The 24,912-nt window shown below is 67.0% G+C and carries 26 protein-coding genes, 1 tRNA gene, 1 other RNA gene and 1 riboswitch; of the genes, 14 read left to right on the forward strand and 14 right to left on the reverse strand.

Annotation, left to right across the window (positions count from 1 at the left end):
• The first annotated feature begins 72 nt into the window (after window positions 1-72).
• Window positions 73-975, forward strand: coding sequence for a LysR family transcriptional regulator (locus B7G54_RS22755; protein WP_085041126.1), 903 nt, complete (start codon window positions 73-75; stop codon window positions 973-975).
• Between the two features lie 37 nt (window positions 976-1,012).
• Here the strand turns inward: B7G54_RS22755 and B7G54_RS39125 are convergent, their stop codons facing one another.
• The 4 genes from B7G54_RS39125 to B7G54_RS22770 all read right to left on the reverse strand — a co-directional run bounded on the left by B7G54_RS39125 (window position 1,013) and on the right by B7G54_RS22770 (window position 3,673).
• Window positions 1,013-1,180 (reverse strand): YdgH/BhsA/McbA family protein, encoded by a 168-nt coding sequence (locus tag B7G54_RS39125; protein WP_165765603.1) that lies wholly within the window; start codon window positions 1,178-1,180, stop codon window positions 1,013-1,015.
• Window positions 1,181-1,328: 148 nt separating this feature from the next.
• A tRNA-Leu gene (locus B7G54_RS22760) sits at window positions 1,329-1,413 on the reverse strand.
• 96 nt (window positions 1,414-1,509) lie between these two features.
• The gene (locus B7G54_RS22765; protein WP_085041127.1) at window positions 1,510-2,667 is read right to left on the reverse strand and encodes an ABC transporter substrate-binding protein; all 1,158 of its coding nucleotides are present in this window, start codon (window positions 2,665-2,667) and stop codon (window positions 1,510-1,512) included.
• A 64-nt stretch (window positions 2,668-2,731) separates the two neighbouring features.
• Entirely contained in the window at window positions 2,732-3,673 is a 942-nt protein-coding gene (locus B7G54_RS22770; RefSeq protein WP_085041128.1) for a CysB family HTH-type transcriptional regulator, read from the reverse strand.
• Between the two features lie 214 nt (window positions 3,674-3,887).
• Here B7G54_RS22770 and B7G54_RS22775 point away from each other — a divergent pair, with 214 nt between their 5' ends.
• The 6 genes from B7G54_RS22775 to cobA all read left to right on the forward strand — a co-directional run bounded on the left by B7G54_RS22775 (window position 3,888) and on the right by cobA (window position 10,085).
• Window positions 3,888-5,567: a nitrite/sulfite reductase gene (locus B7G54_RS22775; protein ID WP_085041129.1), complete on the forward strand. Its 1,680-nt coding sequence runs from the start codon at window positions 3,888-3,890 to the stop codon at window positions 5,565-5,567.
• A gap of 25 nt (window positions 5,568-5,592) precedes the next feature.
• Window positions 5,593-6,135: a DUF934 domain-containing protein gene (locus B7G54_RS22780; protein WP_085041130.1), complete on the forward strand. Its 543-nt coding sequence runs from the start codon at window positions 5,593-5,595 to the stop codon at window positions 6,133-6,135.
• Window positions 6,132-6,884: a phosphoadenylyl-sulfate reductase gene (locus tag B7G54_RS22785; RefSeq protein ID WP_085041131.1), complete on the forward strand. Its 753-nt coding sequence runs from the start codon at window positions 6,132-6,134 to the stop codon at window positions 6,882-6,884. The genes B7G54_RS22780 and B7G54_RS22785 overlap by 4 nt, the downstream gene beginning before the upstream one ends.
• Before the next feature lie 76 nt (window positions 6,885-6,960).
• Window positions 6,961-7,923, forward strand: a complete 963-nt coding sequence (gene cysD, locus B7G54_RS22790; protein ID WP_085041132.1) for a sulfate adenylyltransferase subunit CysD — start codon at window positions 6,961-6,963, stop codon at window positions 7,921-7,923.
• Window positions 7,924-7,945: 22 nt separating this feature from the next.
• Entirely contained in the window at window positions 7,946-9,262 is a 1,317-nt protein-coding gene (locus tag B7G54_RS22795; RefSeq protein ID WP_085041133.1) for a sulfate adenylyltransferase subunit 1, read from the forward strand.
• 73 nt (window positions 9,263-9,335) lie between these two features.
• On the forward strand, window positions 9,336-10,085 hold the full coding sequence (cobA, locus tag B7G54_RS22800) for a uroporphyrinogen-III C-methyltransferase (protein WP_085041134.1): 750 nt from the start codon (window positions 9,336-9,338) through the stop codon (window positions 10,083-10,085).
• An 81-nt stretch (window positions 10,086-10,166) separates the two neighbouring features.
• On the opposite strand, the gene B7G54_RS22805 is transcribed toward cobA, so the two are convergent.
• From B7G54_RS22805 to lptF, 3 genes are read right to left on the reverse strand one after another with little or no spacing between them, the layout of a single operon-like run.
• Complete coding sequence (locus B7G54_RS22805) at window positions 10,167-10,550, reverse strand: sirohydrochlorin chelatase (RefSeq protein WP_085041135.1); 384 nt, start codon at window positions 10,548-10,550, stop codon at window positions 10,167-10,169.
• A 27-nt stretch (window positions 10,551-10,577) separates the two neighbouring features.
• Window positions 10,578-11,726, reverse strand: a complete 1,149-nt coding sequence (gene lptG, locus B7G54_RS22810) for an LPS export ABC transporter permease LptG (RefSeq protein ID WP_085041136.1) — start codon at window positions 11,724-11,726, stop codon at window positions 10,578-10,580.
• A 3-nt stretch (window positions 11,727-11,729) separates the two neighbouring features.
• The gene (gene lptF, locus B7G54_RS22815) at window positions 11,730-12,821 is read right to left on the reverse strand and encodes an LPS export ABC transporter permease LptF (RefSeq protein WP_085041137.1); all 1,092 of its coding nucleotides are present in this window, start codon (window positions 12,819-12,821) and stop codon (window positions 11,730-11,732) included.
• A gap of 122 nt (window positions 12,822-12,943) precedes the next feature.
• Here lptF and B7G54_RS22820 point away from each other — a divergent pair, with 122 nt between their 5' ends.
• The 3 genes from B7G54_RS22820 to B7G54_RS22830 are packed head-to-tail and all read left to right on the forward strand — an operon-like array spanning window position 12,944 to window position 15,693.
• Window positions 12,944-14,455, forward strand: a complete 1,512-nt coding sequence (locus B7G54_RS22820) for a leucyl aminopeptidase (RefSeq protein WP_085041138.1) — start codon at window positions 12,944-12,946, stop codon at window positions 14,453-14,455.
• 34 nt (window positions 14,456-14,489) lie between these two features.
• Window positions 14,490-14,906, forward strand: coding sequence for a DNA polymerase III subunit chi (locus tag B7G54_RS22825; protein ID WP_085041139.1), 417 nt, complete (start codon window positions 14,490-14,492; stop codon window positions 14,904-14,906).
• A 25-nt stretch (window positions 14,907-14,931) separates the two neighbouring features.
• Window positions 14,932-15,693, forward strand: coding sequence for a DUF2486 family protein (locus B7G54_RS22830; RefSeq protein ID WP_085041140.1), 762 nt, complete (start codon window positions 14,932-14,934; stop codon window positions 15,691-15,693).
• Between the two features lie 141 nt (window positions 15,694-15,834).
• On the opposite strand, the gene B7G54_RS22835 is transcribed toward B7G54_RS22830, so the two are convergent.
• Window positions 15,835-16,161, reverse strand: a complete 327-nt coding sequence (locus B7G54_RS22835) for a c-type cytochrome (RefSeq protein WP_085041141.1) — start codon at window positions 16,159-16,161, stop codon at window positions 15,835-15,837.
• A 127-nt stretch (window positions 16,162-16,288) separates the two neighbouring features.
• Window positions 16,289-17,962, reverse strand: a complete 1,674-nt coding sequence (ilvD, locus tag B7G54_RS22840; RefSeq protein ID WP_085041142.1) for a dihydroxy-acid dehydratase — start codon at window positions 17,960-17,962, stop codon at window positions 16,289-16,291.
• A 135-nt stretch (window positions 17,963-18,097) separates the two neighbouring features.
• On the opposite strand from ilvD, the gene B7G54_RS22845 reads away from it, so the two are divergent.
• Together B7G54_RS22845 and lgt are read left to right on the forward strand one after the other, a co-directional pair.
• Window positions 18,098-19,012, forward strand: a complete 915-nt coding sequence (locus B7G54_RS22845; RefSeq protein WP_085041143.1) for a LysR family transcriptional regulator — start codon at window positions 18,098-18,100, stop codon at window positions 19,010-19,012.
• An 89-nt stretch (window positions 19,013-19,101) separates the two neighbouring features.
• Window positions 19,102-19,992: a prolipoprotein diacylglyceryl transferase gene (lgt, locus tag B7G54_RS22850; protein ID WP_085041144.1), complete on the forward strand. Its 891-nt coding sequence runs from the start codon at window positions 19,102-19,104 to the stop codon at window positions 19,990-19,992.
• A gap of 123 nt (window positions 19,993-20,115) precedes the next feature.
• Here the strand turns inward: lgt and B7G54_RS22855 are convergent, their stop codons facing one another.
• From B7G54_RS22855 to B7G54_RS22875, 5 genes are all read right to left on the reverse strand, one after another.
• Window positions 20,116-20,856 (reverse strand): SIMPL domain-containing protein, encoded by a 741-nt coding sequence (locus B7G54_RS22855; protein WP_085041145.1) that lies wholly within the window; start codon window positions 20,854-20,856, stop codon window positions 20,116-20,118.
• A 181-nt stretch (window positions 20,857-21,037) separates the two neighbouring features.
• The gene (locus B7G54_RS22860) at window positions 21,038-21,499 is read right to left on the reverse strand and encodes an EVE domain-containing protein (RefSeq protein WP_085041146.1); all 462 of its coding nucleotides are present in this window, start codon (window positions 21,497-21,499) and stop codon (window positions 21,038-21,040) included.
• 71 nt (window positions 21,500-21,570) lie between these two features.
• Window positions 21,571-21,752: non-coding RNA, 6S RNA (gene ssrS, locus B7G54_RS22865), on the reverse strand.
• Window positions 21,753-21,832: 80 nt separating this feature from the next.
• Window positions 21,833-22,147 (reverse strand): cell division protein ZapA, encoded by a 315-nt coding sequence (locus B7G54_RS22870; protein ID WP_011352906.1) that lies wholly within the window; start codon window positions 22,145-22,147, stop codon window positions 21,833-21,835.
• Window positions 22,144-22,494, reverse strand: coding sequence for an ATPase (locus B7G54_RS22875; RefSeq protein WP_085041147.1), 351 nt, complete (start codon window positions 22,492-22,494; stop codon window positions 22,144-22,146). The genes B7G54_RS22870 and B7G54_RS22875 overlap by 4 nt, the downstream gene beginning before the upstream one ends.
• A 154-nt stretch (window positions 22,495-22,648) precedes the next feature.
• Window positions 22,649-22,899: riboswitch (cobalamin riboswitch) on the forward strand.
• A 42-nt stretch (window positions 22,900-22,941) separates the two neighbouring features.
• Between B7G54_RS22875 and B7G54_RS22880 the strand changes: the two genes are divergently transcribed.
• Both B7G54_RS22880 and B7G54_RS22885 read left to right on the forward strand, forming a co-directional pair.
• On the forward strand, window positions 22,942-24,057 hold the full coding sequence (locus B7G54_RS22880) for a FecCD family ABC transporter permease (RefSeq protein ID WP_085041148.1): 1,116 nt from the start codon (window positions 22,942-22,944) through the stop codon (window positions 24,055-24,057).
• A complete protein-coding gene (locus B7G54_RS22885; protein ID WP_085041149.1) occupies window positions 24,054-24,869 on the forward strand; it encodes an ABC transporter ATP-binding protein in 816 nt (271 codons plus the stop codon). The genes B7G54_RS22880 and B7G54_RS22885 overlap by 4 nt, the downstream gene beginning before the upstream one ends.
• Window positions 24,870-24,912 lie beyond the last annotated feature (43 nt).

Consider the following 24,912-nt stretch of genomic DNA (forward strand, 5'->3'; position numbering starts at 1 on the left):
CTAATGTAGGCTTCCTCGGTCAATAAAAATAATGAATAATGATCAGATCAAGAATGACTGAAAGTATGTCTCATGGCATTCGACAGCAGGCTTTTGAGCGGTATCGGCGTGCTCTCGGCGGTGATCGAGGCCGGCACCTTCGCGCGCGCCGGCGAGGCGATGGGGTTGACGCAACCGGCGGTGAGCCGTGCGGTCGCCCGGCTGGAGGAGCGCGTCGGCATCCGGATCTTCAACCGCACGGCGCGCGCGATCACGCTGACCGACGAAGGGCGGCGCTTCTATGAAGCGGTCGCGCCGCTGCTGGCCGGCATCGAGGACGCGGCGATCGACGCCGGCCAGTCGAAGGCGCGCGTCAGGGGGCGGCTGCGCGTCAACGTCGACGCGACTTTCGGCCACTACGTGCTCGCGCCGAAGATGGCGGAATTCCTCGACCGCTTTCCCGACCTGTCCGTCGAGGTGAGCGTGCGCGACCGGATGGGCGACCTCGTCGCCGACGGGTTCGACGTGGCGGTGCGGTTCGGTATCCCCGAACCGTCGTCATACCGTGCGCGGCTGCTGCTGGAAACGCGTGTGCTCACCTGCGCGTCGGCGACGTATGTCGCGCGTCATGGCGAACCGCGGCACCCGCTGGATCTCGCGAACGGGCATCGCTGCGTGCTGATCCGCGATCCGGTGACGGGGCGGCCGTTCGAATGGGAATTCCATCGCGGCAAGGAGGTCGTGCCGTTCGATGCCGCCGGCCGGCTGATGGTCAACGACACGGGCATGCTGCTCGGTGCGTGCCTGGGCGGCGCGGGGATCGCGCAGTTGCTGGAACTCTATGCGCGCGACATCCTTGCCGACGGGCGGCTGGTGCTGCTGTTGCCGGAATGGGCGGACGAAACGTTTCCGCTCTATGCATATCACCACGCGTCCAATCTCGTTTCCGCGAAGGTGCGCGTGTTTCTCGACTTCGTGCGGGCGTTGATGGCCTGAGTGACCAGGCACAGCGGCGGGCGGCGCTCCCGCGCGTTCATTCGGTGCGATGCGGAATGCTGTCCGGGAACGGGTAGGGCGCGTGCGGGCCCGGCCAGTCAGGCACCGGCGGCGCGGTCAGGACGTCGCAGCTGCCCAGCATGAGCGACAGCGCCACGGCGAGCGCGCGGCGGCAGAGCGGAGATGAAATCGTGCGCATGGACATGGCGTGCCTCCGTGCCGCGCATCCTCATGATGCTTGGACTGTTGCGCGGGGGTACGCGTTGCGGCGCGCGCGGCAAAAACAAAAAACCCGCGAAGCGGCGAGCTTGCGCGGGTTTCGGGAGGCGCAGCGCGTTGCGCTGCGAGAATGCTGGTGCCCAGGGCCGGAATCGAACCGGCACGCCTTGCGGCGGGGGATTTTGAGTCCCCTGCGTCTACCAATTTCACCACCTGGGCTTGATCGTGGCCGCGCATGCGATTGTGCGCGGCGAAACGCGGATTATGTCCGAAATCCCGCCGCCGGGCAAGCTGCCCGGTTGTCCGGCGCACACGTCACTGGCTCAGGTAGACGAACCGGCCCTGCTTGACGATCCCCATCACGCTCGCGCGCTGATCGAGCCCCACATGATCCTTGTCGCTCGTGTTGACGACGCCGTTCGGCACGACGAGCTCGTGCGCGCGTTCCAGCTCGCGCCGCAGCGCCGCGCGGAACGCGGGTGTGCCAGGCTGGGCGGCCTTCAGCGCGCGGCCGACCGCGTCGGCGAGGCGCGGGTAGACGCCCGCCGCGTCGCCCGCGAACTGCGTGACCGTGCCGGCGCCGTACTTCGCCTCATACGCGTCGACGAACGCGAGCGCGGCCTGGCGGGCCGGATGATCGGCCGGCAGCGTGCGCGCGACGACCACCGGCTGGGTCGGGAACAGCGTCCCGTCGACGTCCTTGCCGCCGAGCTTGATGAATTCCGGCGTCGCAATCCCGTGCGTCTGGTAGACCGGGCCCTTGTAGCCGCGCTCGATCAGCGTGCGCTGCGGCAGCACGGCCGGCGTGCCGGAGCCCGCGACCAGAATCGCGTCGGGCTTCGCCGCGATCAGCTTCAGCGCCTGGCCCGTGACGCTCGCGTCGGTGCGGTTGAAGCGCTCGGTCGCGACCACGCGGATCTTGCGCAGGTCCGCGAAGCGCGTGAACTCGTTCAGCCAGCTGTCGCCGTAGCTGTCCGCGAAGCCGATGAAGCCGACCGTCTTCACGCCGTGGTTCGCCATATAGCGCGTCATCACGTCGGCCATCGCGCGGTCGCTCTGCGCCATCTTGAACGCCCAGGTTCGCGCGCCTTCCTGCGGCTCGACGATCGCGCCGGAGCCGACCAGCGTGATCATCGGCGTCTGCCCGGCGGCCACCGCATCGAGCGCCGCGAGGGCGGCCGGCGTGATGTTCGGCCCGACCACGACGTCGACGTGATCCTCGTCGACCAGCTTGCGGATGTTGCGCACCGCGGTGCCCGGGTCGGACGCATCGTCGAGCACCGTCACCTGCACCGGTTGCCCGGCGATCGTCTTCGGCCACATCAGGATTGCGTTCTTGCTCGTGATGCCGATCGCGGCGGCCGGGCCGGTCGACGACAGGTCGACGCCGACCTTCAGGTCGGCATGCGCGGCCGCGCAGGCCAGCACGAGGGCGGCGCCGGCGGCGCAGCGCAACAGGGCGGGAAGCGTCATGCGGAATTCTCCGTCGGACAGTAAAAAGGGGCGCGATGTGCGCCCCCGTGTTTATACATGCCGCTCAGAGTTCGTACGATTCGGATTCGCCCTTGAGCGCCTGTTCGATCAGCTTGCGGTTCAGCGTCGGCGACAGCAGTTCGACGAGCGTATACACATAGCCGCGCAGGTAGGCACCCTGCTTGAGCGCGACGCGCGTCACGTTGCTGCCGAACAGGTGGCCGACCGGGATCAGCCGCAGGTTGCGATCGCGTTCGGGATTGAACGCGATGTCGGCCATGATGCCAACGCCGAGGCCGAGTTCGACGTAGGTCTTGATCACATCGGCGTCGATCGCCTCGAGCACGATGTCCGGCGACAGCCCGCGCAGCGCGAACGCATGGTTGATCTTCTTGCGGCCCGCGAACGCATCGTCATACGTGATCAGCGGATACTGCGCGAGATCGTCGAGCGTGACCGGCTTGCGTTCGAGCAGCGGATGGTCGGCCGGTACAACGGCCGCGTGGTGCCACTGGAAGCAGGGCAGCGACACGAGTTCCTTGTAGTCGGAGATCGCCTCGGTCGCGATCGCGAGATCGGCCTGGTCGTGGATCACCATCTCGGCGACCTGCGTCGGGCTGCCCTGCAGGATCGACAGGTGCACCTTCGGGAAGCGCTTCTTGAATTCGGCGATCGCGGCCGGCAGCGAGTAGCGGGCCTGCGTGTGGGTCGCGGCGATGGTCAGGTTGCCCTGATCCTGTGCCGCATAATCTTTTCCGACCCTTTTCAGGCTTTCAACCTCCTGAAGAATCCGCTCGACCGACGCGAGGATGATCCTGCCGGGCTCCGTGAGCGAGCGCACGCGCTTGCCGTGCCGCGTGAAGATCTCGACGCCCAGCTCGTCCTCGAGCTCGATGATCGCCTTCGATACCCCCGGTTGCGACGTGTAGAGCGCCTTGGCGGCCTCGGTGAGATTGAAATTCTGCCGGACGGCCTCGCGCACGAAGCGAAATTGGTGCAGGTTCATTTATAACCCTTCCGCATATCAACAGAATTTTTTAGTCGTTTGAAATATAAGGCGAGTTTATTACGATTCACCGGAGTTTTTCAAATATGGATATCTGTTTTCGTCATTAGCAATCCACCCGGCAGCGGATGGTGGCCGTGACGGCGGAACGGAGATTCGGGCGCGACGTGGCTAGGACGTCGCGCAGTCACCACGAAAACCCTGGGGTCCCCGAATGTATCAGTACGACCAATACGACCAGACGATCGTCGACGAGCGTGTCGCGCAGTACCGCGATCAGGTGCGCCGCCGGCTGTCGGGCGAGTTGAGCGAAGAGGAGTTCCGTCCGCTGCGCCTGCAGAACGGCCTCTACATGCAGCGTCACGCGTACATGCACCGCATCGCGATTCCTTACGGCAACCTGCGCAGCGACCAGCTCCGGATGCTGGCGCGCATCGCCCGCGAACACGACCGCGGCTACGGTCACTTCTCGACCCGCTCGAACATCCAGTTCAACTGGATCGAGCTGGAAGACACGCCCGAGATCCTCGCGAAGCTCGCGTCGGTGCAGATGCACGGCATCCAGACGTCGGGCAACTGCATCCGCAACATCACGGCCGACCAGTTCGCGGGCGTCGCCCAGGACGAAGAGATCGATCCGCGTCCGTGGTCGGAAATCCTGCGTCAGTGGTCGACGTTCCATCCCGAATTCGCGTGGCTGCCGCGCAAGTTCAAGATCGCGGTGTCGGGCTCGAAGGACGACCGCGCGGCCGTGCAGATCCACGACCTCGGCGTGTACCTGAAGAAGAACGCGCAGGGCGAAGTGGTCGCGAGCATCCTCGCGGGCGGCGGCCTCGGCCGTACCCCGATCATCGGTGCGGTGATCAAGGAAGACCTGCCGTGGCAGCACCTGCTCACCTACTGCGAAGCCGTGCTGCGCGTGTACAACCGCTACGGCCGCCGCGACAACCTGTACAAGGCGCGCATCAAGATCCTCGTGAAGGCGCTGTCGCCCGCGAAGTTCGCGCAGCAGGTCGAGGAAGAGTGGCAGCACCTGAAGGACGGCCCGTCGACGCTCACGCAGGCGGAAGTCGATCGCGTGTCGCAGTACTTCCAGCCGCCCGTCTACGAGAAGCTGGCCGATACCGATGCATCGTTCGAACAGCACCTGCTCGAGAACAAGGCGTTCGCGCGCTGGGTCGAGCGTAACGTCGCGCCGCACAAGGTGGCCGGCTATGCAGCCGTCACGCTGTCGTTGAAGGATCACCGCGTCGCGCCGGGCGATGCGACCGACCAGCAGATGGAGCTGGTGGCCGACTGGGCCGACGCATACTCGTTCGGCGAGCTGCGCGTGTCGCACGAGCAGAACCTGATTCTCGCGAACGTGAAGAAGCGCGATCTGTTCGCGGTGTGGGAAAAGGCGAAGGCAGCCGGTTTCGCGACGCCGAACATCGGCTTGCTGACCGACATCATCGCGTGCCCGGGCGGCGACTTCTGCTCGCTCGCGAACGCGAAGTCGATCCCGATCGCGCTGGCGATCCAGCAGCGTTTCGACGATCTCGACTATGTGTACGACCTCGGCGACCTGTCGCTGAACATTTCCGGTTGCATGAACTCGTGCGGTCACCACCACGTCGGCAACATCGGCATCCTCGGCGTCGACAAGGACGGTGCCGAGTGGTACCAGGTGTCGCTCGGCGGCGAGCAGGGCACGGGCCGGAACGGCGCGCGCCTCGGTCGCGTGATCGGGCCGTCGTTCTCGGCGGAAGAAGTGCCCGACGTGATCGCGAAGCTGATCGACACGTTCGTCGGATCGCGCGTGGACGGCGAGCGCTTCGTCGACACGTACGACCGCATCGGCATCGCGCCGTTCAAGGAGCGCGTGTATGCGGCGCGCCAGGCAGTGAACGCGTAACCAACCGGGTAGAAGGAATTAGCAGATGGCTTCGATTATCAAGAACCGCGCAGTGATCGACGATGCATGGCAGGTCGTGCGCGCGGCGGAAGACGGCGCACTGCCCGCGGTCGACGCGTTGCCGGCCGGCAAGGTGCTGGTGCCGTTCGCGTTGTGGCAGGCCGAGCGCGCGGCGCTCGTCGCCGCGAAGACGAAGGACGAGCTCGGCGTGTGGCTCGCACCGGACAGCGAGCCGGCCGACCTCGTGGCCGATTTCGGCGCGATTTCGCTGGTCGCCGTCGAGTTCCCGCGCTTCGCGGACGGCCGCGGCTACAGCATCGCGCGCCTGCTGCGCGAGCGCCACGGCTGGACGGGCGAACTGCGCGCGATCGGCGACGTGCTGCGCGACCAGTTGCTGTACATGTCGCGTTGCGGCTTCGACGCATTCGCGGTGCGCGCCGACAAGGACATCCACGACGCGCTGAATGCGTTCACGGAATTCACGCAGCGTTACCAGGGCGCGTTCGACCAGCCCGAACCGCTGTTCCGCCGCCGCGCCGCGGCGCCCGAAGCGAAGGTGGGCGCATGAGCACCGCGACCGCCACCGCGCTGACGCCGGAACTCGCCGCGAAGGTCGAGCGCCTCGACGCGCTGCTCGCGCAGATCGGCGCCCGTCACGAGAAGGTGAAGTTCGCGAGCAGCCTCGCGGCGGAAGACATGCTGCTGACGCACGCGATCCTGTCGAAGGGGGTGCGAATCGGCATCTTCTCGCTGAACACGGGCCGCCTGCATGCGGAAACGCTCGGCATGATCGATCGCGTGCGCGAGCGCTACGGCTACGAGATCGAGCAGTTCCATCCGCGGCAGGATGCGGTCGACCAGTACGTCGCCGAGCACGGCCTGAACGCGTTCTACGAGAGCGTCGAGCTGCGCAAGTCGTGCTGCCACATCCGCAAGGTCGAGCCGCTGAACCGCGCGCTGTCGGACGTCGGCGCGTGGGTCACGGGCCAGCGCCGCGAGCAGTCGGTCACGCGTGCCGAGCTGCACGAGGAAGAACAGGACGAAGCGCGCGGGATCGCGAAGTACAATCCGCTCGCCGACTGGACTGAAAGCGACGTGTGGGCGTACCTTAAGGCGTTTGACGTGCCGGTGAACCCGCTGCATGCGCGCGGCTACCCGAGCATCGGCTGCGAGCCGTGTACGCGGGCGATCCGCCCCGGCGAGGACAGCCGCGCGGGCCGCTGGTGGTGGGAGTCGCGCGATACGAAGGAATGCGGGCTGCACGTCACGACGATCACGCCGATTCCCGTGGAAGCCGTTGCCGGCACCACGCACTGAAAGCCCGACAAGAAACTGAATATTGCGCCGCCCGCGACAGCAGGCGGCACGAACCCAGAAGAGAAGGACTGAAATCATGAGCACGACGCTCGAGCAATCCGCCTTTGCCCCGCCCGCCGGTGTCGACAACCGCATGGGCCACCTCGACTGGCTCGAAGCCGAGTCGATCCACATCCTGCGCGAACTGGTCGCCGAATGCAGCAAGCCGGCGCTGTTGTTCTCGGGCGGCAAGGATTCGGTCGTCGTGCTGCATCTGGCACTGAAGGCATTCGGCCTCGGCGCGAACCGCAAGACGACGCTGCCGTTCCCGCTCGTGCACATCGACACGGGCCACAACTATGAAGAAGTGATCGACTTCCGCGATCGCCGCGCGAAAGCGCTGGGTGCCGAGCTGGTCGTCGGCCACGTCGAGGATTCGATCGAGCGCGGCACGGTCGTGCTGCGCCGCGAAACCGATTCGCGCAATGCCGCGCAGGCCGTCACGCTGCTCGAGACGATCGAGCAGCACGGTTACACGGCGCTGATCGGCGGCGCGCGCCGCGACGAAGAGAAGGCGCGTGCGAAGGAACGCATCTTCTCGTTCCGTGACGAATTCGGCCAGTGGGATCCGAAGGCGCAGCGCCCGGAACTGTGGAGCCTGTACAACGCCCGCCTGCACAAGGGCGAGCACCTGCGCGTGTTCCCGATCTCGAACTGGACGGAACTCGACGTGTGGCAGTACATCGCGCGCGAGAACCTCGAACTGCCGTCGATCTATTACGCGCACCAGCGCGAGATCGTGCGCCGCAACGGGCTGCTCGTGCCCGTCACGCCGCTCACGCCGATGCGCGACGGCGAGACGAGCGAGCTTGCGCAGGTGCGCTTCCGCACGGTCGGCGACATTTCCTGCACGTGCCCCGTCGAGAGCGACGCGGACGACGTCGAGAAGATCATCGCCGAGACGGCGGTGACCGAGATCACCGAGCGCGGCGCGACCCGGATGGACGACCAGGCGTCCGAAGCCGCGATGGAACAGCGCAAGAAGCAAGGTTATTTCTGAAGCACACGAGGACATTCACATCATGAGCATCATCGAGAACAACGAAGACCTCGGCGTGCTGCGCTTCATCACCGCGGGCAGCGTCGACGATGGCAAGAGCACGCTGATCGGCCGCCTGCTGTACGACAGCAAGGCCGTGCTGTCCGACCAGCTGTCCGCGCTGTCGCGCGCGAAGAACAAGCGCACGGTCGGCGACGAGCTCGATCTCGCGCTGCTGACCGACGGTCTCGAAGCCGAGCGCGAGCAGGGCATCACGATCGACGTCGCGTACCGCTACTTCGCGACCGCGAAGCGCAAGTTCATCATCGCCGATACGCCGGGCCACGAACAGTACACGCGCAACATGGTGACGGGCGCATCGACCGCGCACGCGGCGATCATCCTGATCGACGCGACGCGCGTGACGATCGAGAACGGTGTCGCGGACCTGCTGCCGCAGACCAAGCGCCACAGCGCGATCGTCAAGCTGCTCGCGCTGCAGCACGTGATCGTCGCGATCAACAAGATGGACCTCGTCGACTACAGCGAGGCGCGCTTCAACGAGATCCGCGACGCTTACGTCACGCTCGCGAAGCAGCTCGGCCTGAGCGACGTGCGCTTCGTGCCGGTGTCGGCGCTGAAGGGCGACAACATCGTCGGCGCGAGCGAGCGCATGCCGTGGTACGCGGGCGAGCCGCTGCTCGACGTGCTCGAATCGCTGCCGGTCGAGACGCAGGCGCATGACGCGCTGCGCTTCCCGGTGCAGTGGGTCGCGCGCCAGGACGGCAGTTCGGCCGACGATTTCCGCGGCTACATGGGCCGTATCGAATCGGGCGAAGTGAAGGTCGGCGACGAGATCGTCGTGCTGCCGTCGAACCGCACGGCGACGGTCGCCGAGATCGTCGCGCCGGTGCCGGGCGGCACCGCGTCCGTCCCGCACGCATTCGCGGGCCAGGCCGTGACGATCCGCCTCGCGGAAGACGTCGACGTGTCGCGCGGCGACATGTTCGTCACGTCGGCCGAGCCGGTCGCACCGGCGAAGAAGCTCGAGGCCGATCTGTGCTGGTTCGACGAGATGCCGCTGTCGCTGCAGCGCAAGTACCTGCTGAAGCAGACCACCAGCACGGTGTTCGCGAAGATCGGTGGCGTCAAGCAGGTGCTCGACGTGCATACGCTGTCGCACGCGACCGACCGTCACGAGCTGAAGATGAACGACATCGGCCGCGTCGCGCTGACGCTGCAAAAGCCGATCGTCTGCGATACGTACGACGCGCATCCGGGCACCGGTGCGTTCGTGCTGATCGACGAGGCGACGCATCACACGGTCGCCGCGGGCATGATCCGGGCATTCTCGGCATAACCGGCGAGCCGCGCCGTCTCACGGCGGCGCGGGCCGGACGCCGCCGTAGCAGGAACCAGGCGAAGCGACAAACATGGGCAAGGTGTATCTGATCGGAGCAGGGCCGGGTGCGGCCGACCTCATCACGGTGCGCGGCGCGCGGCTGCTCGGGCAGGCGGACGTCGTGCTGCACGACGCGCTCGTCGAGCCCGCGATGCTCGACTACGCGCCGAATGCGCGCCGGATCGCGGTCGGCAAGCGCTGCGGGCAGCGCTCGACCGCGCAGCACTTCATCAACAAGCAGATCGTCGATGCGGCGCGCGAGCACGCGTGCGTCGTGCGGCTGAAGGGCGGCGACCCGATGCTGTTCGGTCGCGCTGAAGAGGAAATGCGTGCACTGGAAGCGGCCGGCATCGACTACGAGGTGGTGCCGGGCATCACCGCGGCGCTGGCCGGCGCGGCGACGCTGAAGCGCTCGCTGACGTTGCGCGGCGTGTCGCGCAGCGTTGCGTTTGCGACGCACAGCCGCGCGCCGGGCAGCGACGAGATCCGCGAAGCCGCGCGCGCCGATTCGATCGTCTACTACATGGGCCGCGACAGCGCGCCCGGCATCGCGCAGGAGCTGATCGACGCGGGCCGCGCGCCGGCGACGCCGGTGGCGATCGTCGAAGCGTGCAGCACCGCGCGCGAGCGCACGCTGACGCTGACGCTCGCGCAGATGGCGGCGGGCGACGCGCAGGCGTGGCTCGATCCCGCGGAGCCGAGCCTGTTGATGATCGGCGATGCGTTCGCCGAGCGTGCCGGGCAGGCAAAGGCGGGCGATCCGCTGCGCAATGCCGCCTGAGCGGATTCCGGCTGGAGTCCCAAACGAAAAAAGCGCTGGCGGAAGCCGGCGCTTTTTCTTTGGGGGCCGTGACAGCGTGATTTACGCGTCGTCGCCGATCTGGTCGATGCAGTAGCGCGCGACCGCGTCGAGCACGCCGTCGTCTTCGCCGACGGCTGTCGCGCAGCGGATCTCGACACCGGGATGCGCGGCGCGGCAGGCGTCGACGAGCTGCGGCAGGTCGCGGCGGACATGGCCGCCCTGGCCGAAGAACACGGGCACCACGGTGATGTGCGAGCAGCCGGCCGCGACCTGCGCGGCGACCGCGTCACCGAGCGACGGCGTCATCAGTTCGAGGAACGCGAGCGACACGTGGGCTGCGGGGGAGGGGGCGCCGCGCAGCCGCGCGGCGAGCCGCTCGAACGGCTCGGCCCAGCGCGGGTCGCGGGCGCCGTGGCCGAACAGGACGATGCCGTGCGAACTCATGTCGAAGCCTCCGTCATGACGCGGCGCTCAGTGCCGGTCGACCCACTTGAGCGCGAACAGGCCGAGCGCGAGATAGATCAGGCCCGGCGTTGCCGCGGTGAGCGGCGCGGGCCACGTGTTCAGCGTGCCGATGTGCGAGAACAGCGTATTGAGGAGCTGGAAGCTCATGCCGAGCATGATGCCGCCGAACACCTTCACGCCGACCACGCCCGCACGCGTGTGCAGGTACGCGAACGGCAGCGACAGCACGAGCATCACGAACACCGCGAACGGATACAGCAGCTTGCGCCACAGCGCGATGTCGTAGCGCTGCGTGTCCTGCTGGTTCTCGCGCAAGTGCTGGATGTAGCGGAACAGGTTGATGATCGACATGCGCTCCGGCGACACGAGCAGCACCGACAGGATCTGCGGCGTCAGGTCCGAACGCAGCCGGTATTCGGGCAGCGAGACCTGTTGCGACCGGTACACGGGGTTCAGCGCGTCGGCCGGCTCGCCGCTGATCGGCTTGATCGGCGTCAGCTCGGTCTCGGTGACCCCCTTCAGCAGCCAGTGGCCGGGCGGCTCGTAGCGGCCCGTTTGCGCGATCCGCACGTTCCGCAGCTGGAATTTCGAATCGAATTCGTAGATGCGCACGTTGCTGATCGTCGAATCGGGCGACAGGCTGCCGACGTTGACGAAGCGCGTGACCTGCTCGCCGTTTTCGCGGGCCGCGAGCGTGTCCTTCACCCACACGCCCGACTGGAAGTTCGACGACACCGACGCGCCGAGCGCCTGCAGCCGCACGCGTTCGGACAGCTGGTCGGCGTACGGGCCGACGAATTCGCCGATCAGGTAGGTGACGATCACGAGCGGCACGCCGATCTTCAACAGCGAGCGCAACGCCTGGTTGGTCGCGAGGCCCGACACGCGGAAGATCGTGAATTCCGAGTTCGCGGCCATCTGCGCGAACACGTAGATCGCACTGATCAGTGCGGCGACCGGGATGATTTCGTAGAAGCGCGACGGCGTCTGCAGCGCGACGCGCAGCACCGCGTAGCCGAACTTGTAGTTGCCGTGCCCGACCGAGTTCAGTTCGCTGATCAGGTCGAAGAAGAAGAACAGGCCCGAGAACGCGAACAGGATGAAGACGAACGTGACGTAGATCTGTCGCGCGAAGTACTTTTCATAGAGCCGCATCGATCATGCTCCCGAGCGGCCGAACAGCGCGCGTGTAAACAGCGGACGATTGCGCACGCGCAACCAGAAGATCACGGCGACGATCGCCGCGACGACCAGATGCAGGCCGACCAGGCCGACGCCGAACGACAGCTTGCCCTGCTCGATCTGCGACTGCACCACGTTCAGCAGGTTCGAGTACGTGAGGTAGATCAGCACGGCCATCACCAGGTTGATCGTGCGGCTGCGGCGCGGGTTCTGGTACGACAGCGGGATGCCGAGCACGATCAGGTTGATCGCGATCAGCGGCAGCCCCGCGCGCCACGCGAATTCCGCAAGGTTGTCGCGCGTCGGGTTGCGCAGCAGGTCCGGCGTCGGCGTGCTGTTGGTGGTCGGCACGTTGGTGACCGGGGTGCTCGTGATCTTCACGCCGTAGCGCTCGAACTCCATGATCTTGAAGTTCGGCTGGCCGGGCGTGCCGTCGTAGCGGCGGCCGTCCTCCAGGACGACGAAGCGGCTGCCGTCGCGCGTTTCCGTGTGCCCCGTCTGCGACACGACCACGTTGACCTTGCCGTTTTCGGTCGAGGTCACGAACACGTTCTGCACCTTGCTCTGGTCGGGCGTCATCTTCTCGATGAAGAACACGCGGTGGTTCGAGGCCGACTCGCGGAACTGGCCCGGCGCGAGCAGCGAGATCTCGTCGCGCTGCTGGAAGCGCGCCTTGATCATCTTGCTCTGCTGGTTCGACCACGGCCAGCCGACGAACGCGAAGAAGGCGATCAGCAGCACGATCGGCGCGGCAAACACGCCGATCGGCTTGATGAGGCGCGTGAGGCTCACGCCCGACGCCAGCCACACGACCATTTCGGAGTCCCGGTACCACCGGGTCAGCACGAACAGGATCGACACGAACAGCGTAACGACGAGCATCACGGCGAGGTAGCCGATCACGGTGAGGCCGATCAGCACGAGGACGTCCCGCGGATCGATTTCACCGGACGCGGCGTAGCCGACGATGCGGATCATCATCGTCGTGAGCATGATCGTGAGCAGCACCATGAACACGGCGCCAGCCGTATACGCAAGCTCGCGCTGGAGGGAGCGTTCGAAGATCATTCTTGATGAGAAGAGGGCGGGAGGCTGCGCACGCGTGGAGGAGCGCTCGCGCCGCCACGGGAAAAATAGCGGATAATTGCGGCTTTCATCCTTAGCCCAGATTTTATCCGAGGACAAGCGCGATGGACTTTAGCATAAAAGGCTGTGATTGGAGCAAAGGCGAGGCGAAGGGGTTCCTGACCGGGAAGTCCGACTGCATCGTGCTCGGCATCTTCGAGGCGCAGACCCTTTCGGGCGCGGCGCTCGACATCGACACGGCTACCAAGGGGCTGATTTCGCGCGTGGTGAAGGCCGGCGACATGGACGGCAAGCGCGGCAAGACGCTGTTCCTGCACGAAGTGTCGGGCATCGGCGCGTCGCGCGTGCTGCTCGTCGGCCTCGGCAAGCAGGATGCTTTCAATCAGAAAGCCTATAACGATGCGGTCACGGCCGCGTGGCGCGCGCTGCTGGCGACCAAGGTCGTCCAGGTCACGTTCACGCTCGCGCAGCTGCCGGTCGACGAGCGCAGCTCCGACTGGGGCGTGCGCGCGGCGATTCTCGCGCTGCGCAACGAGACCTACCGCTTCACGCAGATGAAGAGCAAGCCGGAACCGGCGTCGCACACGCTCAAGCGCGTCGTGTTCAGCGTCGATCCGTCCGACGAAAAGGCCGCGAAGGTCGCGGTCAAGCAGGCCGTCGCGCTCGCGAACGGGATGGATCTCACCCGCGACCTCGGCAACCTGCCCGGCAACGTCTGCACGCCGACCTACCTCGGCAATACCGCGAAGAAGATCGCGAAGGATTGGGGCCTGAAGGCGGAAGTGCTCGGGCTCAAGCAGATCCAGGCGCTGAAGATGGGCTCGTTCCTGTCGGTCGCGCGCGCGTCGGTCGAGCCGCCGCAGTTCATCGTGCTGCACTACCAGGGCGCCGCCGCGAAGGTCGCGCCGGTCGTGCTGGTCGGCAAGGGCATCACGTTCGACACGGGCGGCATCTCGCTGAAGCCGGGCGAGGGCATGGACGAGATGAAGTACGACATGTGCGGCGCCGGTTCCGTGCTCGGCACGATGCGTGCGGTCGCGGAGATGGGCCTGAAGATCAACGTCGTCGCGATCGTGCCGACCTGCGAGAACATGCCGGGCGGCAACGCGACGAAGCCGGGCGACATCGTCACCAGCATGAAGGGCCTGACGATCGAGGTGCTGAACACCGACGCCGAAGGCCGCCTGATCCTGTGCGACGCGCTTACCTATGCCGAGCGCTTCAAGCCGGCCGCGGTGATCGACGTGGCAACGCTGACGGGCGCGTGCGTGATCGCGCTGGGCGGCCACAACAGCGGCCTGTTCTCGACGAACGACGCGCTCGCGGGCGAACTGCTCGACGCGTCGCGCGAGGCGAACGATCCGGCATGGCGCATGCCGCTCGACGACGAGTACCAGGATCAGCTGAAGTCGAACTTCGCGGATCTCGCGAACATCGGCGGGCGCCCGGCCGGCGCCGTGACGGCCGCATGCTTCCTGTCGCGTTTCACCGAGAACTATCCGTGGGCCCACCTCGACATCGCGGGCACCGCATGGAAGGGTGGTGCGGCGAAGGGCGCGACGGGCCGTCCGGTGCCGTTGCTCGCGCAGTTCCTGATCGACCGCGCCGGCCAGTGATGGCGGTGTTGACGACGCTGCGGGTACGCGGGCAATGACGCGGATCGATTTCCACTCGAACGTCGGCGATTCGCTCGCGTACGCGTGCCGGCTGCTGCGCAAGGCCTACCAGGCCGGGCAGCCGGTCGTCGTGCTCGCCGAGCCCGCGCGCCTGCGCGCGCTCGACGAGCAGCTCTGGACGTTTTCGCCGCTCGATTTCATCCCGCATTGCGGTGTCGACAGCGAGCACGCAGCCGCCACGCCGATCGTGCTGGCCGCGGATCTCGACCGCGCACCGCATCATCATGTGCTGCTGAACCTCGGCGCGGCCGTGCCCGCGCAGTTCGCCCGCTTCGAGCGCCTGCTCGAAGTGGTCGGCAACGCGCCGGACGAACTCGCCGCGGGCCGCGACCGCTACCGGTTCTACCGCGATCGCGGATACGCGCTGAACAACTACAAGCAGGGCAGCTAGCCGCCACCGTCGACGGAGTGTTCCCGTGACAGAAGCCGATTCATCCTCGATTCCGACGCTGACCGACGTGCTGGTGCCGGGCAAGCCGGTGCCGGCGCGTTCGCCCGCGCCCGATGCACCGCAGCCGCACGCCGGCGCGCCGATTCCAGTGCTCACCGACGTGGTCGCACCGCACACCGCAGGTGCGGCGCCGGCCGATTCAGCGCAAAGTGAACTTGACCCCGATTGCGTCGTGGTCGAGCCCGTGCCGACGCCGCACGTGCCGGCGGTCGAACTGCCGGGCGATGTGGCGACGGCTGCCGCGGCGGCGATGGGCGAGACCGACGCACCGGCCGAACCCGGTGCCGCGGAGCACGTGGTCGCCGAAGACTCGGCGGCAATGAGTGCGCCGCTGCGCTCGTCGCTGGCCGACGACGATGTGCCGCAGCATGCGTTTGCCGCGATGGCGCATGAGGCAGCCGGGCACGCGCGTGAAGCGCACATGCCCGAGGCCGTCGTACCGGCCGCCGCGCCGCAACCGGATGCGCAGGCCGCAGCCGGGCTGACGCCGGAAGATGCACAGCACATCGCCGAGCGTCTGCGCAATCGCCTGACGAACTACCTGACCGGGGAAGGGCGCGACGCCATCGAGGCCCGCTGCCGCGACGCGCTGCACGAGCATTCAGCCTGGCTGGTCGGCCAGATCACGCGCGAAGTGGCGCTGGCGCTGGAAACCGAAGTGATGGACTGGGTCCGCGACGCGGTCGACGAAGAGATCGCACGCCGTCGCGCCGGTCATTCCGGTTGAGCGCGCGAGCGTTCCGGCGAAAAGCGGAGTGCGGTTACAGCAAGTGCCGGTGAAACTGCCGGCGAGGCGAGGGTCAGCCGGGGCAGGCCCGTCTGTCGGTGCGGCTCGGCATGGCGGCTATCCCCGTCCATGGCGTCGGGTTCAGCGCACCGACAGCACCCATTGCGCGAGCGTGTGGGCTTCGGTGTTCGTCAATTGGGTATTGGCGGGCATCGGCACGCTGCCCCATACGCCGACACTGCCTTTCACGATCGACTGGGCAAGGTAATCGACGGCGTCGCCGCGCGGCGCATACTTGCCGGCGATGTCGTGGAACGACGGGCCCATCAGCGGCTTGCCGATCGCGTGGCAGGCCATGCAGTTCTTGCGCTGGGCAAGCGCGAGCCCGTCGGCCTGGTCGGCGCGCGCCGCCGCCCCGCTGCCGATCAGCAGCGTGGCGAGCAGGGCGCGCAATATCGTGTGTTTCATGCGGTTCTCCGCCGGCGGGGACGGCCGGCTACATGGTCCGCGCATTATAAAAGCAAAGGGAAAGCGCGTTTTGCGCGTTCCCCCGGCGGCCATGTTTATCGGGGTCGCATGTTGTGATGCGCCCGCGTCAACCCGTGACGGCGCCCTTGTCTGCCGGCCGGGCCAGCGCGGCGAATTTCGCGAGCACACCGCGCGTGTAGCGCGGCGCCGGCTGTTGCCATGCGGCGCGGCGGCGCGAGAGTTCCGCGTCGTCGACGTTCAGTTGCAGCATCAACCGGTGCGCGTCGATCGTGATCGAGTCGCCTTCCTGCACGAGCGCGATCGTGCCGCCGACGAACGCCTCGGGCGCGACGTGGCCGACCACCATGCCCCAGGTCCCGCCCGAGAAGCGGCCGTCCGTGATGAAGCCGACCGATTCGCCGAGCCCCTTGCCGATGATCGCGGACGTCGGCGCGAGCATTTCCGGCATGCCGGGGCCGCCCTTCGGGCCGAGGTAGCGCAGCACGAGGATGTCGCCTGCGCGGATCCGGTCGCCGAGAATCGCATCCATCGCGCTCTGCTCGTCGTCGAACACGCGTGCCGGGCCCGTGATCACCGGGTTCTTCAGGCCGGTGATCTTCGCGACCGCGCCGTCTTCCGCGAGATTGCCTTTCAGGATGGCAAGGTGGCCTTCCTTGTACAGCGCGCGGTCGATCGGGAAGATTACGTCCTGGTCTGCGCGCGGCGCGCTCGGCACGTCCTTCAGTTCGTCGCCGATCGTGCGGCCGGTGATGGTCATGCAGTCGCCGTGCAGCAGCCCCGCGTCGAGCAGGATCTTCAGCACCTGCGGAATCCCGCCGGCCCGATGCAGGTCGGTCGCGACATACTTCCCCGACGGCTTCAGGTCGCAGATCACGGGCACGCGCTTGCGGATGCGCTCGAAGTCGTCGATCGTCCAGTCGACCTCGGCCGCGTGCGCGATCGCGAGATAGTGCAGCACCGCATTGGTCGAGCCGCCGGTCGCCATGATCACCGATACCGCGTTTTCGATCGATTCCTTCGTGATGATGTCGCGCGGCTTCAGGTCGCGCTTCACGGCTTCGACGAGCACGCGCGCCGATTCGGCGGCCGAATCGACCTTCTCCTGGTCGGGGTTCGCCATCGTCGACGAGTACAGCAGCGACATCCCGAGCGCCTCGAACGACGAACTCATCGTGTTCGCGGTGTACATCCCGCCGCACGAACCCGACGTCGGGCATGCGTTCTGCTCGACGCCTTCGAAATCCTCCTGCGACATCCGGCCCGCGGTGAATTCGCCGACGGCCTCGAACGACGACACGATCGTCAGGTCCCGGCCTTTCCAGTTGCCGGGGCGGATCGTGCCGCCGTACACGTAGATGCCCGGCACGTTCAGGCGCGCGAGCGCGATCATCCCGCCCGGCATGTTCTTGTCGCAGCCGCCGACGACCACCACGCCGTCCATCCATTGACCCTGCACGCAGGTCTCGATGCAGTCGGCGATCACTTCGCGCGACACGAGCGAGTACTTCATGCCTTCGGTGCCCATCGACATGCCGTCCGAAATCGTCGGCGTGCCGAAGATCTGCGGGTTCGCGCCGGCCGCCTTTACGGCCGCGACGGCCGCGTCCGACAGGCGCTGCAGGCCGGAATTGCACGGCGTGATCGTCGAATGGCCGTTGGCGATGCCGACCATCGGCTTGTCGAAATCGTCCTTCTGGTAGCCGAGTGCGTAATACATCGAGCGGTTCGGCGAACGTGCCACGCCTTGCGTGATGTGCTTCGAGCGACGGTTGTAAGCCATGGGGGACTCCATCGTTGTCTGGGCAGTGCCGGTGAGCGGCGTGCCGGTTCGGATCAATCAAGAATGGAGTTTCCGGATTGGGATGTCCAATATATTATTTGTCGATTATTAAGTCGTTTTGCGAATGAGAGAGGCATGGCCGATCCGACTCCCGACCTGCGCCAGTGGCGCTATTTCGCGACCGTCGCCGACGAGCGCCATTTCGGTCGCGCGGCCGAGCGCCTGTCGATGACGCAGCCGCCGCTGTCGCAGGCGATTCGCGCGCTCGAGGACGCGCTCGGCGTCGCGCTGTTCGTGCGCACCAAGCGCTCGGTGGCGCTGACGGCGGTCGGGGCCGCGCTGTTGCCCGACGTGCGCCGGCTGCTGGCATCCGCCGATGCGTTGCCGCCGCTTGCGCGCCGGCTCGCGCGCGGCGAAGCCGGCTCGCTGTCGCTCTCGTTCGTGTCGACCGCCGATTACGGGCTGCTGCCTGCGCTGCTGCGCGCGTTCGGCGCGCGCTATCCGCAGGTGCGGCTGCAACTTGCGGAGGCGACGAGCGACGTGCAGATCGACGAACTCGTCGCCGGCCGCATCGACGCGGGGCTCGTCATTCCGCCCGTGCCGCCGCGCCACGCGGCCGGGCTGTCGTACCTGCCCGTCGTGCGCGAGCCGCTGGTGATCGCGATGCCGGCCGCGATGAGCGACGCGCCCGAGGACGAGCCCGTCCGTCTCGCGGAGGTCGCCGCGTTGCCGCTCGTGATCTTTCCGCGTCGTTTGGCGCCCGGCTTTTATGACATCATTACGGGCTGCTACGGCGCGGCGGGGGAAACCCCGCGCATCGGCCAGGAGGCGATCCAGATGCAGACGATCGTCAGCCTCGTGTCGGCCGGCATGGGCGTCGCACTGGTGCCGCAATCGCTGCGTAACCTGCGGCGCACCGGCGTGGTCTACCGGCCGCTCGCCGGTCACGCGCCGGTCGTCGAGACGGGCCTCGTGTGGCGCACCGGCGACGTGAGCCCCGTGCTGGCCGGCTTCATCGACGTCGTGCGCGCGCAGGGCCTCGCCACGTGACGTGAACGATGACGCGCCGGTGCCGTCCAAAGCGCGGTGCTGCGCGTTTGCGACGGCCGTACCGCATTCGAAAACTTCTTCGCTAATCCATGATCATTCACCCGAATTTCGACCCCGTTGCGATCCATCTCGGGCCGCTGGCCGTGCGCTGGTACGGGCTCATGTATCTCGTCGGCTTCATCGCGGCGATCGTCGTCGGCCGGATCCGCCTGAAGCTGCCGCACGTCGCGGCGCAGGGCTGGACCGCAAAGGACATCGACGACATGATGTTCTACGGCGTGCTCGGCACCGTGCTCGGCGGCCGGCTCGGCTATGTGCTGTTCTATAAGGCCGATTTCTACTTCTCGCATCCGCTCGACGTGTTCAAGGTGTGGGAAGGCGGCATGTCGTTTCACGGCGGCTTCCTCGGCGTGACGCTCGCGATGGTGCTGTTCGCGTGGCAGCGCAAGCGCCACTGGCTGCAGGTCACCGATTTCGTCGCGCCGATGGTGCCGACGGGGCTCGCGGCCGGGCGGCTCGGCAACTTCATCAACGGTGAACTGTGGGGCCGCGTGACCGATCCGGCCGCACCGTGGGCGATGCTGTTCCCGGGTGCGATGCGCGACGATGCGGCATGGTTGCCGAAGCATCCGGAGCTCGTCGAGAAATGGCATCTCGCCGACGTGTTCATGCAATACCAGATGCTGCCGCGCCATCCGTCGCAGCTCTATGAAATCGCGCTCGAAGGCATCGTGCTGTTCTTCGCGCTGTTCTTCTTCTCGCGCAAGTCGCGGCCGATGGGGGCCATTTCCGCGCTGTTCCTGATCGGCTACGGCCTCGCACGCTTCACGGTCGAGTTCGCGCGCGAGCCCGACGACTTCCTCGGCCTGCTTGCGCTCGGCCTGTCGATGGGGCAGTGGCTGTCGCTGCCGATGATCCTCGGGGGCATCGCGCTGATGGTCTGGGCGTATCGCCGCCGCGCGGCGCATGCCGCTGCATGATGCGATGCCGATGCACGCGCGATTGGCGCGTGCATCGACGTTTGCATCGACAACACGCACGCACATGAAAAACGCCGGCCCGAGGGCCGGCGTTTTTCATTTCGGACTGCCGCGTGCTGTGCGTTACTTCATCTGCACCGAGCCGTTGACGGTGACCGACACGGTGGCCTTGCCGCCTTCGACCGCGATCGGTGCGCTCATCTTCGCGCTGTCCATCGGTGCCGCGGCCATCGCCATCATGCGCGGGTACGGCTGCACGTTGCGGCCGCCGCCGACGTTCACGTCGCGGATCGTGTAGCTGCCGTAACCGAATGCCTTCGCGGCTTCGTCCGCGCGGGCGCGGAACGACTTGATCGCCTCGGTCGTGAGCTTCTGCTCGGCCGCGCGCTGCGCTTCAGGCGACAGCGAGAACTCGACGTTCGCGACCTGCATCAGGTTCGACAACTGGCCCGCAAGCTTCGACGCCGCCGCGAAATCGCGCGATTCGAGTGCGACCTCGGTGCGGCCGCGCCATGCGGAGATCTTGCCGTCGCGATCGGTGCTCGGATAGACGGAGAATGCGCCCGTGTGCGCTGTGACGCCCGATACGCCCTTCGCCTGCGACAGGGCTGCGTCGGCACGCTGGTTCAACTGCGCGGTGAGGCTGCCCGGATCCTTGGCCTGCTGCTCGTAGAACAGCGTGATGTGGATGATGTCCTGCGGCACGTCGGCGCTGGCTTGCGACGACAGCGACAGCACGCCTGCCGGCTCCGGAAAGTGCGGGTTGGCTGTTTGCGCGTGCGCGGTGGACGACGCGAGCGTCAGCGCGACGGGAACGGCGGCGGCAAGGGCGAGCGACAGCGCGAGTGCGGATTTCTTGGTCATTGTTGGACTCCTTGTGCGAGGGCGTGCACGCGGATTGCGCGCGCACGACGCGGGCGACCCGCGCGACGAAAAAAACGACAGCCGGCCCGATCGGCCGACAGCGGTTGCTTAGGCTGCGCGAAAGTGCCGCGAGTTCCGTGGCGGCGGCGCGGACTGACCAGATTTGACCTTTGGCGTGCGCCTACTTCATCAGCTTTTCGGTGATGAATCGCCATTCGGTGCGCGTGACGGGCGTGATCGACAGCCGATTGCCGCGTGCGAGCACGCGCATGTCGGCGAGTTCGTCGTGTTCGCGCAGCGCGGCAAGCGGCACGAGCGGCGATTTTTTTACGTAGCGCACGTCGACGAGCAGCCAGCGCGGCGCTTCCCGAGTCGACTTCGGGTCGTAATAGGGGCTTTTCGGATCGAACTGCGTGGGATCGGGGTAGGGCGTCGACGACACTTCGGCAAGCCCCGCGATGCCCGGCTCGGGGCAGCTCGAGTGATAGAACAGCACGCCGTCGCCGATCTTCATCGTGTCGCGCATGAAATTGCGCGCCTGATAATTGCGCACGCCGGTCCACGGCAGCGAGCGCTGCGGTGCGTTGGCGAGATCGTCGATGCTTGCTTCGTCCGGTTCGGACTTCATCAGCCAGTATTGCATGGATCGTGATCGACGCAGAAAGAGGCTGCTACAAAAGAAAACGGCACCGGGCTTCGCCCGATGCCGTTGGATAGGCCCCCGCCTTGGCCGCTAGGCCGGCATCCTGAACCTGAGGTTCAGAATTGGTCGCAGTTAGCAGCACTTCGGGTACATCAGACAGAGTGACGCGCGCGCCCGTGCTACAAATTTCCGCAACCGTGCACATGGCATTGGTTCAAGGAATATATGACCTTGGCGAACCAGGCAGGGAAGCTGACTGAACTGTGTTTCGTTGCGCCAATTTGACCACCGTTGATCGCCGAGATCAAGGGGAATCGACGCATCGATCAAACGTTACTGCGTCTCGTGCTGTGCGAGCACCGCGCCGAGTTGTTCGTTCATCTGGTGCATTGTACGACGGATTTCCTCCGCCGGAAATGCTTCACCGTGCCGCACGCTCGTTTGCAGCCGCAGCAATTCGGACGCCAGCGACAGCGCCGCCATCACGGCGATGCGATCGGTGCCGCGTACCGAGCTGTTCGAGCGGATTTTCGACATTTCGGCGTCGACGCGCGCGACCGCTTCGAGCAGCGCCGCTTCGGTCTCGGCCGAACAGGCGAGCCGATAGGCCTGACCGAGAATCGAGACTTCGATCTGCTTGGTGCTCATGCATGTTCTCCGTGGCTGGCCGCGTCATCGCCATCCGTACGCGCCTGCGCATCCAGCAGGTCGAGCTGGTTGTCGGCTTGCTCCACGCTTTTCGAGCGCGGCAGCTTTTCGAGAATCGCGTTCAGTTTCACCTGGGCGTCGTCGATCTTTGCCGACAGCGTGTCACGCTCGGCCGCAAGTGCATTGCGTTCGTCGCGCAGTTGCGCGAGTTCCGTGCGGACTGCGTCCGCATCCGCGCGCAATTGCGCGACCTGCTCCTCGAGCGCGAGCCGTTCCGAGTGATAGCGCTTGTTCAGCGAAATCAGACGGCCAATATTTTGAGATAGGGTTTCGAGTTCGTTGAGCATTTGCTGCGTCCTCTAAAGACCCAGCATTTTAGCGCGGAATAACGCGCAATCCGACATCTGTAACGTTTCCAGTCGTAACACCCCTGCTTCTTGCCGCGAATCAGCACGTCTCGTGCGTGTCCGGACGCTTCCTTGACGCTCGCGCGACCGGCTCCTAAACTGGCGCCGCCTCGGTGCTCGCGCGTGGAACGCGCGGTTAAACGGGAAGCAGGGCGCGGGCGCCGGAAGCCCGCCAACCTGCGCTGCCCCCGCAACGGTAAGCGGCCGCGTCCGATGACGCAGGCCGGCTCGGGCGCGTTTCGCGTGCAGGTTTCGCATGCAGGCGCGGGCCACTGCGCGTCATCGCGCGGGAAGGCGAGCCGGACCGCCGCCAGCCCGGATACCGGCCGAGACGGGGAGCCCGCACGGGCTTCGTGACGCGCGGCCTGCGGGGAAGCGGGGCGCGCAATGCTTCACGGAATCTTCTTCGATGCTGACCCCAATCGTCCGCGCGACGCTCGAGTCACGACCGGCCGGCAGCCGCAAGCGAGCGCGCCGCACGTCGTGTGCGGTGGCGTGCGCGGCATGAGCGCCGCGCGCGCCACCGCGATCTGGGCCGCGCTGGCCGTGGCGGTCGCGCTGCTGTTCGTCGCGTCGCTGTCGATCGGCAGCGTGCCGATGTCGCCATGGCAGGCGCTCGCGTCGCTCGTGCCGCATGGCGGCGACGCGCTGTTCGCCGACATCGTCCGCACGCTGCGCCTGCCGCGTGCGCTCGCGGGCTTCGCGTGCGGCGCACTGCTTGCGCTGGCCGGCGCGCTGCTGCAGGTGCTGTTGCGCAATCCGCTCGCGGAACCCTACGTGCTCGGCGTGTCGGGCGGCGCGGCCGGCTTTGCGCTCGTCGCGATGATCGCGGGCGGCGCGTGGTGGCTCGTCGATGCATCGGCGTTCGCCGGCTCGCTCGTGTCGGTCGCGCTCGTGCTCGGTCTCGCACGCCGCGAGCTGTGGCGCGGCGAGTCTCGCGACGCGTCGCCGCGGCTGCTGCTCACGGGCGTCGTGATCGCGGCGGGGTGGGGCGCGCTCGTCACGCTGCTGCTGTCGCTCGCGCCCGATGCACGGTTGCGCGGGATCATCTTCTGGCTGACGGGCGACCTGAACGGCGTGACGGCGCCGTGGTTCGCATGGGGCGCGCTGTTGCTGGCCGCATGCGTCGCGCTGCCGGCCGCGCCGCAACTGAACGTGCTGCTGCGCGGCGATGCGACCGCGCTCGCGCTCGGCGTGCCCGTTGCGCGCCTGCGCGTGCGGATCTATCTCGTTGCGTCACTGGCCGCCGCGGCCGCGGTGACGACGGCCGGCACGATCGGCTTCGTCGGGCTCGTCGTGCCGCATGCACTGCGGCTCGCCTTCGGCAACGACCAGCGGATGCTGCTGCCGGCCGCGATACTTGCGGGCGGCGGCGGCGTGATGGCCGCCGATCTGCTGGCACGCACCGCGATCGCGCCCGCGCAGCTGCCGGTCGGCGTGATGACCGCGTTGATCGGCGTGCCGGTGTTTCTGTGGATGTTGTTGAGGAGGCCGATGCGATGACAGGGGCCGCACTGCACGCCACTGCCGGCGACATGAACTACGCGGCCGTCGACCTGACGCTGAAGGCCGGCGCGCGCACGCTGCTCGACGGTTTTACGCGGGCGTTCCGTCCCGGCGAGATCTGGTGCGTCGCCGGGCCAAATGGCGCGGGCAAGACGACGCTGCTTGCGACCCTCGCGGGGCTGCAGCCGCCGGCTGGCGGACGGGTCGAGATCGACGGCCGGGCGCTTGCCGCATGGCCGCCCGAGCAGCTCGCGCAGCGCCGCGCGCTGATGCCGCAGCAACTGCACGACGCATTCAGCGCGACCGTGTTCGACACGGTGCTGCTCAACCGCTTTCCCTATCTCGGCGGCTGGGGCTGGGAGCGTGATGGCGACCGCGCAGCCGCGCGCGACGCGCTGGCGACATTCGACCTGGCCGCGCTTGCGTCGCGCGACGTGCTGTCGCTGTCGGGCGGCGAGCGCCAGCGCGTCGCGCTGGCCGCGACGCTGTGCCAGGATGCGCCGTTGATGCTGCTCGACGAGCCGCTCGCGCATCTCGACCTGCATCACCAGATCGATTGCCTGACCGCGCTGACCGCATGGCTCGACGCGGGCCCGCGCACGGTGCTGTTCTCGTGCCATGATCTGAATCTCGCGCGGCGTTTCGCGACGCATGCGCTGTTGCTCGACGGCCGCGGCCACGCGTGGGCCGGCCCCGTGCACGATGTGTTGACGCCCGAGCGCGCGAGCGATGCGTTCGGTTATCCGCTGGTGCTGATCCGCGAGAACGGCCGCGATGCGCTGCTGCCGGCGTGGCCCGAGCGACAATGACCTTTTCTTTTCCGATGCGCGACGCACGCCGCGCCAACGACAC

Source organism: Burkholderia puraquae (genome assembly GCF_002099195.1).
Lineage (GTDB): Bacteria > Pseudomonadota > Gammaproteobacteria > Burkholderiales > Burkholderiaceae > Burkholderia > Burkholderia puraquae.

What these genes read in the sequence shown, in the direction of transcription:
- B7G54_RS39125 (WP_165765603.1), bottom strand. Translation starts at nt 1,180, where the DNA reads ATGTCCATGCGCACGATTTCATCTCCGCTCTGCCGCCGCGCGCTCGCC.
- B7G54_RS22870 (WP_011352906.1), bottom strand. Translation starts at nt 22,147, where the DNA reads ATGAGCACCAAGCAGATCGAAGTCTCGATTCTCGGTCAGGCCTATCGG.
- B7G54_RS22875 (WP_085041147.1), bottom strand. Translation starts at nt 22,494, where the DNA reads ATGCTCAACGAACTCGAAACCCTATCTCAAAATATTGGCCGTCTGATT.
- B7G54_RS22860 (WP_085041146.1), bottom strand. Translation starts at nt 21,499, where the DNA reads ATGCAATACTGGCTGATGAAGTCCGAACCGGACGAAGCAAGCATCGAC.
- B7G54_RS22765 (WP_085041127.1), bottom strand. Translation starts at nt 2,667, where the DNA reads ATGACGCTTCCCGCCCTGTTGCGCTGCGCCGCCGGCGCCGCCCTCGTG.
- lptG (WP_085041136.1), bottom strand. Translation starts at nt 11,726, where the DNA reads ATGCGGCTCTATGAAAAGTACTTCGCGCGACAGATCTACGTCACGTTC.
- B7G54_RS22845 (WP_085041143.1), top strand. Translation starts at nt 18,098, where the DNA reads ATGGCCGATCCGACTCCCGACCTGCGCCAGTGGCGCTATTTCGCGACC.
- lptF (WP_085041137.1), bottom strand. Translation starts at nt 12,821, where the DNA reads ATGATCTTCGAACGCTCCCTCCAGCGCGAGCTTGCGTATACGGCTGGC.
- B7G54_RS22825 (WP_085041139.1), top strand. Translation starts at nt 14,490, where the DNA reads ATGACGCGGATCGATTTCCACTCGAACGTCGGCGATTCGCTCGCGTAC.
- cobA (WP_085041134.1), top strand. Translation starts at nt 9,336, where the DNA reads ATGGGCAAGGTGTATCTGATCGGAGCAGGGCCGGGTGCGGCCGACCTC.
- B7G54_RS22820 (WP_085041138.1), top strand. Translation starts at nt 12,944, where the DNA reads ATGGACTTTAGCATAAAAGGCTGTGATTGGAGCAAAGGCGAGGCGAAG.
- B7G54_RS22770 (WP_085041128.1), bottom strand. Translation starts at nt 3,673, where the DNA reads ATGAACCTGCACCAATTTCGCTTCGTGCGCGAGGCCGTCCGGCAGAAT.
- B7G54_RS22855 (WP_085041145.1), bottom strand. Translation starts at nt 20,856, where the DNA reads ATGACCAAGAAATCCGCACTCGCGCTGTCGCTCGCCCTTGCCGCCGCC.
- B7G54_RS22885 (WP_085041149.1), top strand. Translation starts at nt 24,054, where the DNA reads ATGACAGGGGCCGCACTGCACGCCACTGCCGGCGACATGAACTACGCG.
- ilvD (WP_085041142.1), bottom strand. Translation starts at nt 17,962, where the DNA reads ATGGCTTACAACCGTCGCTCGAAGCACATCACGCAAGGCGTGGCACGT.
- B7G54_RS22785 (WP_085041131.1), top strand. Translation starts at nt 6,132, where the DNA reads ATGAGCACCGCGACCGCCACCGCGCTGACGCCGGAACTCGCCGCGAAG.
- B7G54_RS22780 (WP_085041130.1), top strand. Translation starts at nt 5,593, where the DNA reads ATGGCTTCGATTATCAAGAACCGCGCAGTGATCGACGATGCATGGCAG.
- B7G54_RS22880 (WP_085041148.1), top strand. Translation starts at nt 22,942, where the DNA reads ATGCTTCACGGAATCTTCTTCGATGCTGACCCCAATCGTCCGCGCGAC.
- B7G54_RS22795 (WP_085041133.1), top strand. Translation starts at nt 7,946, where the DNA reads ATGAGCATCATCGAGAACAACGAAGACCTCGGCGTGCTGCGCTTCATC.
- B7G54_RS22805 (WP_085041135.1), bottom strand. Translation starts at nt 10,550, where the DNA reads ATGAGTTCGCACGGCATCGTCCTGTTCGGCCACGGCGCCCGCGACCCG.
- lgt (WP_085041144.1), top strand. Translation starts at nt 19,102, where the DNA reads ATGATCATTCACCCGAATTTCGACCCCGTTGCGATCCATCTCGGGCCG.
- B7G54_RS22835 (WP_085041141.1), bottom strand. Translation starts at nt 16,161, where the DNA reads ATGAAACACACGATATTGCGCGCCCTGCTCGCCACGCTGCTGATCGGC.
- B7G54_RS22775 (WP_085041129.1), top strand. Translation starts at nt 3,888, where the DNA reads ATGTATCAGTACGACCAATACGACCAGACGATCGTCGACGAGCGTGTC.
- B7G54_RS22755 (WP_085041126.1), top strand. Translation starts at nt 73, where the DNA reads ATGGCATTCGACAGCAGGCTTTTGAGCGGTATCGGCGTGCTCTCGGCG.
- cysD (WP_085041132.1), top strand. Translation starts at nt 6,961, where the DNA reads ATGAGCACGACGCTCGAGCAATCCGCCTTTGCCCCGCCCGCCGGTGTC.